Below are 4455 nucleotides of genomic sequence, written 5' to 3' on the forward strand. Positions count from 1 at the left end.
AATAACGCAGCCGATTAAGCTTCAGCTTGTAGCCGAGCAGCTCATCCTCGTCCGGGAGTTTGCCGTTGAGCAGCAAATAAGCCGTTTCCTCAAACGTGCCATAATGGGCCAAATCATGAATGGAATACCCCCGGTAAGTGAGCCCTTTACCTTCTTTCCCTACCGTCGAGATTGCCGTCTCTCCAGCAATCGTATTTGCCAACCCTCCGGATTTACGAGCCGTCATCCTCGCTCTCCCCCTTTGCGCCGAACAACTGGTCTAGCTTCTGTTCATAGCTGTAATAGTGAAGATAGTCATAGAGCTCTTCACGAGTCTGCATCACCGGCAGTACTTGTTGCTGCGTCCCCTCTTTGCGAATCGTTTCGTAAATCTGGACAGCGGCGGCGTTCATCGCCCGAAAAGCCGATAAAGGATACAGCACCATGTCTACGCCGTAAGCGGCCAGCTCACCTGTCTTGAACAGCGGTGTTTTGCCAAACTCCGTCATATTAGCGAGTATAGGTACGTTCACCGCCTCGGCAAATCGGCTGTATTGCCCAAGTTCCGTTACCGCTTCCGGAAAAAGCATATCTGCACCCGCTTCTACATATGCGCATGCCCGCTCAATTGCCGAATTCAGCCCTTCGCCGGCAAGCGCATCTGTCCGGGCCATAATGACGAACGAGCTGTCAGTTCTTGCGTCTACAGCCGCTTTGATACGATCTACCATTTCCGCTTGACTGACGATCGATTTATTGGGGCGATGCCCGCACCGTTTGGCTGCGACCTGATCCTCAATGTGAATAGCCGCCGCACCTGCCCGGCTCAGCTCGCGAACCGTGCGGGCAATTTGGAACGCCCCGCCAAAGCCAGTATCCGCATCTACGAGCAAGGGAAGCTCAGTCGCTGCGCTAATACGGCGCACATCTTCGGCAACATCGCCGAGTGTCGTAATGCCGAGATCAGGCAGACCAAACGAAGCATTCGCCACGCCGGCTCCCGATACATACAAAGCCCGAAAGCCAGCCCGCTCTGCAAGCTTGGCTGCATACGCATGTATGACACCTGCAATTTGCAGCGGATGTTCGATTGCGATGCCTTCACGGAACCTCTGCCCCGGTGATCGACTCATGCTGCCTCACCACCTTCCTCACTAGGATCGCAGCAGTTGTCCGCTAATGACGATCCGGTGGATTTCATTCGTACCTTCATAGATTTGCGTAACTTTCGCATCACGGAACAAACGTTCGGCACCCGCAGTTTCAAGACATCCTTCCATCCCAAGCATCTTAACAGCTGCTCCTGCTATGCGTACGGCAGCATCCGAAGCATACAGCTTTGCCATCGACGATTCCTTCGTACAGCGAATGCCTTCCTGCCTCATGTAAGCGGCCCGATAGACGAGCAATTTTGCCGCTTCCGCTATGGCGGTTAGTTCAGTCAGCTCCCTTTGGTTTTGTTGTGCAGCCGCGCTTCTCAGTCTCACCTTCCCTCCAAAGCGCTGCATGATAAGCTCCAGTGCAGCTTGCGCAATGCCAAGCGCTTGCGCAGCAATGCCGATTCGCCCGCCATCGAGAGAGCCTTTCGCAATCGCAAAGCCCTGTCCTTCCGCCCCTAACCGTTGCGTTTGATCCAACTTAAGATCCTCATACACAAGCTCGCAAGTATTGGAGCCATGCAGCCCCATCTTCCGTTCTTTATTCCCGATACTTAGACCATGGAAGCTGCTTTCTACGAGAAAAGCGGTGATACCCTTCGCTCCTTCCGATGGATCCGTAACGGCGAAGGTCAAATAAAGCTGGGCCGCTCCCGCGTTCGTAATGAACAGCTTCGTGCCATTCAACACATAATCTTGACCGTCCCGGACCGCTTTCGTCCGAATTGCAGCTGCATCCGATCCAGCCTGCGGCTCGGTTAATGCAAATGCGCCAAGCCAGCTTCCGCTCGCAAGTCTGTTCAAATAGCTCTCATGCTGTTCCTTGGTTCCATAGTGCAAAATCGGCAGCGTGCAGACCGAAGAATGCACGGACAAAATAACGCCAACCGCTGCACTAGCTTTCGATATTTCATGAATGGCAATGATATAGGAAATAAAGTCGCCGCCAAAACCTCCCCAACGTGTGGGGATCGGAATACCCAGCCACCCCTTGTCACCCATTTTCTTTACCAGTTGGTAAGGGAATCGCTCATCCTTTTCCATTAGAGTGACACATGGTGAGATTTCCTCCCGTGCAAACCTTCTGACTTCATCCCGAAGCTGCTGCTGCTCGCTTGTCAAGCGCAAATCCACCGGCAACACCCTTTCTGCAGACGAATCCTTTGATAGGATAGGAGCAGGTAATTATTAAGTACATAAGTGCCAAATTTGAATGAAGCGGCTTTATAATTGTGAATCGAGCTATTCAACTGTATGTGTAAAAGCCTCTACCCGTTTTCTTGCCCAGCCACCCCGCCTGCACGTAACTGCGCAGCAACGGACATGGCCGATATTTGCTGTCTCCAAAACCTTCATGCAGCGTCTCCATTATGGCCAAACAAGTATCCAGCCCGATAAAATCAGCCAGCTTTAACGGTCCCATCGGATGATTCATACCAAGCTGCATAATTTGATCAACGGCCTCCGGAGCTGCTACGCCTTCGTAGACAGTGTATATCGCTTCGTTGATCATCGGCATGAGCACCCGATTGGACACGAAGCCGGGATAATCCCGTACCGGCACGGCAGTTTTTCCAATGGCTTGCGCTAAAGCAACGATGACGTCAAACGTCTCATCCGAGGTGGCGAGTCCGCGAATCACTTCCACGAGCGGCATAACCGGCACCGGATTCATGAAATGCATTCCGATAACACGATGCGCCCGGCTCGTCACTGCGGCCAGCTCCGTTACTGGCAAGGAAGACGTATTGGTAGCCAGTATCGTATGCGGCCCGCATAGCTGATCAAGCTCCGCAAACAGCCGCTTTTTCAAATCCAGCTGTTCTGGTGCGGCTTCGATCACAAGCTCGGCATCGCGAAGCTGCCCCAGATCGTCGGTTGGCGACAGCCGCTTTAACGTCAAATCCGCTGCTTCCTCCGTCAGCCGGCCCTTTTCCACAAGCCGCTTTAAGGAAGCTTGGATAGCTGCATTTCCATTCGCTGCAAGCTGAACGTTAATATCATAGAGGGTGACAGAGAAGCCATGAACGGCAAATACATGCGCGATCCCTCCGCCCATTTGCCCCGCGCCGATAATCCCGATTCGAGAAATGTTCATATCCGTTCCATTCCCTTCGAGCAAACCGAATCACCCCTCCACACGAAGCAATAGAGCATCGCCCTGCGCGCCGCCGCTGCATATGGCAGCTACGCCTAGCCCCCCGCCGCGCCGCCTAAGCTCTTGTATCAGCGTCCACACGATACGGGCTCCGCTCGCTCCGATGGGATGACCATACGCGATCGCGCCTCCATTGACGTTCACTTTATCTGCCTGCCAGCCGAGCAGCTTGCCGCAGGTTAGCGTGACAGCGGCAAAAGCTTCGTTGACTTCAATGAGATCGATTGCGGCAAGCGATACTCCCGTTTGCGCAAACAGCTTTTTCATCGCCAGTGCCGGAGCTTCCGCTAGACGATGCGGCTCAAGAGCGACAGCAGCATGACCGATAATCTCCGCAAGCGGTTTATGCCCTTCACGCAATGCAGCCGCTTTATTCATGACGACGACCGCTGCTGCTCCGTCATTAACGCCTGGCGCATTCCCGGCTGTAACTGTCCCGCCTGAGCCGCCGATCGGCTTAAGTCTCGCCAGCTGTACGGCATCCGTATTGGGGCGTGGACATTCATCCTTATCCGGTGCACCAGGGAGTGCAGCAACGGGAACGATCTCCTCAGCAGCATGGCCCCGATTGATAGCTGCAACAGCAAGCTGCTGGCTGCGCAGCGCCCATTCATCCTGCTCTGTGCGGCTAATACCGAATTGCACGGTAGCAGCATTGCCGTAAACGGCCATTGCCACTTGATCGAATGGACAATGCAAGCCGTCACGATGCATCAGATCGATCAAAGACCGATCGCCCATTCTTGCACCCCAGCGTGCATCCGGAATCGCGTAAGGCGCATTGCTCATGCTTTCCATGCCGCCGGCGATTAGCAGCTCGGTATCTCCGCAGCGGATCATTTGATCCGCCAGCGTAATGGCTCGCATACCAGAGGCACACACTTTGTTCACTGTCTCGGCAGGCGTGCTCCAAGGCAGTCCGGCAAGAACAGCCGCCTGCCGCGCCGGATTTTGTCCCGCGCCCGCTTGCAGTACCATTCCCATCAGAACGCCTTCGACATCGGTTCGATCAATTTGTCCGCTGCTTTGCAGCGCTCCGTCAATCGCCGCAGCCCCTAGCTGAACTGCTTGTGCTTGCTTCAATATGCCGCCCAGCTTGCCGAAGGGCGTTCGGCTTCCGCCGACGATGACCGTGTTGCGCAAGCGATCTACCCCCTTAAT

The 4455-nt window shown here is 54.5% G+C and carries 5 protein-coding genes; all 5 read right to left on the minus strand.

Annotation, left to right across the window (positions count from 1 at the left end):
* Window positions 1-226: citrate/2-methylcitrate synthase (locus TY10_RS06170; RefSeq protein ID WP_042161674.1), on the minus strand; the 226-nt coding region annotated here is incomplete at its 3' end.
* Complete coding sequence (gene prpB, locus TY10_RS06175; protein WP_042161676.1) at window positions 213-1112, minus strand: methylisocitrate lyase; 900 nt, start codon at window positions 1110-1112, stop codon at window positions 213-215. The genes TY10_RS06170 and prpB, both read right to left, overlap by 14 nt.
* A 21-nt stretch (window positions 1113-1133) precedes the next feature.
* On the minus strand, window positions 1134-2264 hold the full coding sequence (locus TY10_RS06180; protein WP_420329383.1) for an acyl-CoA dehydrogenase family protein: 1131 nt from the start codon (window positions 2262-2264) through the stop codon (window positions 1134-1136).
* 118 nt (window positions 2265-2382) lie between these two features.
* A complete protein-coding gene (locus TY10_RS06185; RefSeq protein WP_042161681.1) occupies window positions 2383-3234 on the minus strand; it encodes a 3-hydroxybutyryl-CoA dehydrogenase in 852 nt (283 codons plus the stop codon).
* Window positions 3235-3264: 30 nt separating this feature from the next.
* Window positions 3265-4437 carry an acetyl-CoA C-acetyltransferase gene (locus TY10_RS06190; RefSeq protein ID WP_042161680.1) on the minus strand — a complete coding sequence of 391 codons (1173 nt, stop codon included), beginning with the start codon at window positions 4435-4437 and terminating at the stop codon, window positions 3265-3267.
* Window positions 4438-4455: the final 18 nt, after the last annotated feature.

The sequence above is a fragment of the Paenibacillus gorillae genome (genome assembly GCF_000513275.1).
Lineage (GTDB): Bacteria > Bacillota > Bacilli > Paenibacillales > Paenibacillaceae > Pristimantibacillus > Pristimantibacillus gorillae.

What these genes read in the sequence shown, in the direction of transcription:
- prpB (WP_042161676.1), bottom strand. Translation starts at nt 1,112, where the DNA reads ATGAGTCGATCACCGGGGCAGAGGTTCCGTGAAGGCATCGCAATCGAA.
- TY10_RS06185 (WP_042161681.1), bottom strand. Translation starts at nt 3,234, where the DNA reads ATGAACATTTCTCGAATCGGGATTATCGGCGCGGGGCAAATGGGCGGA.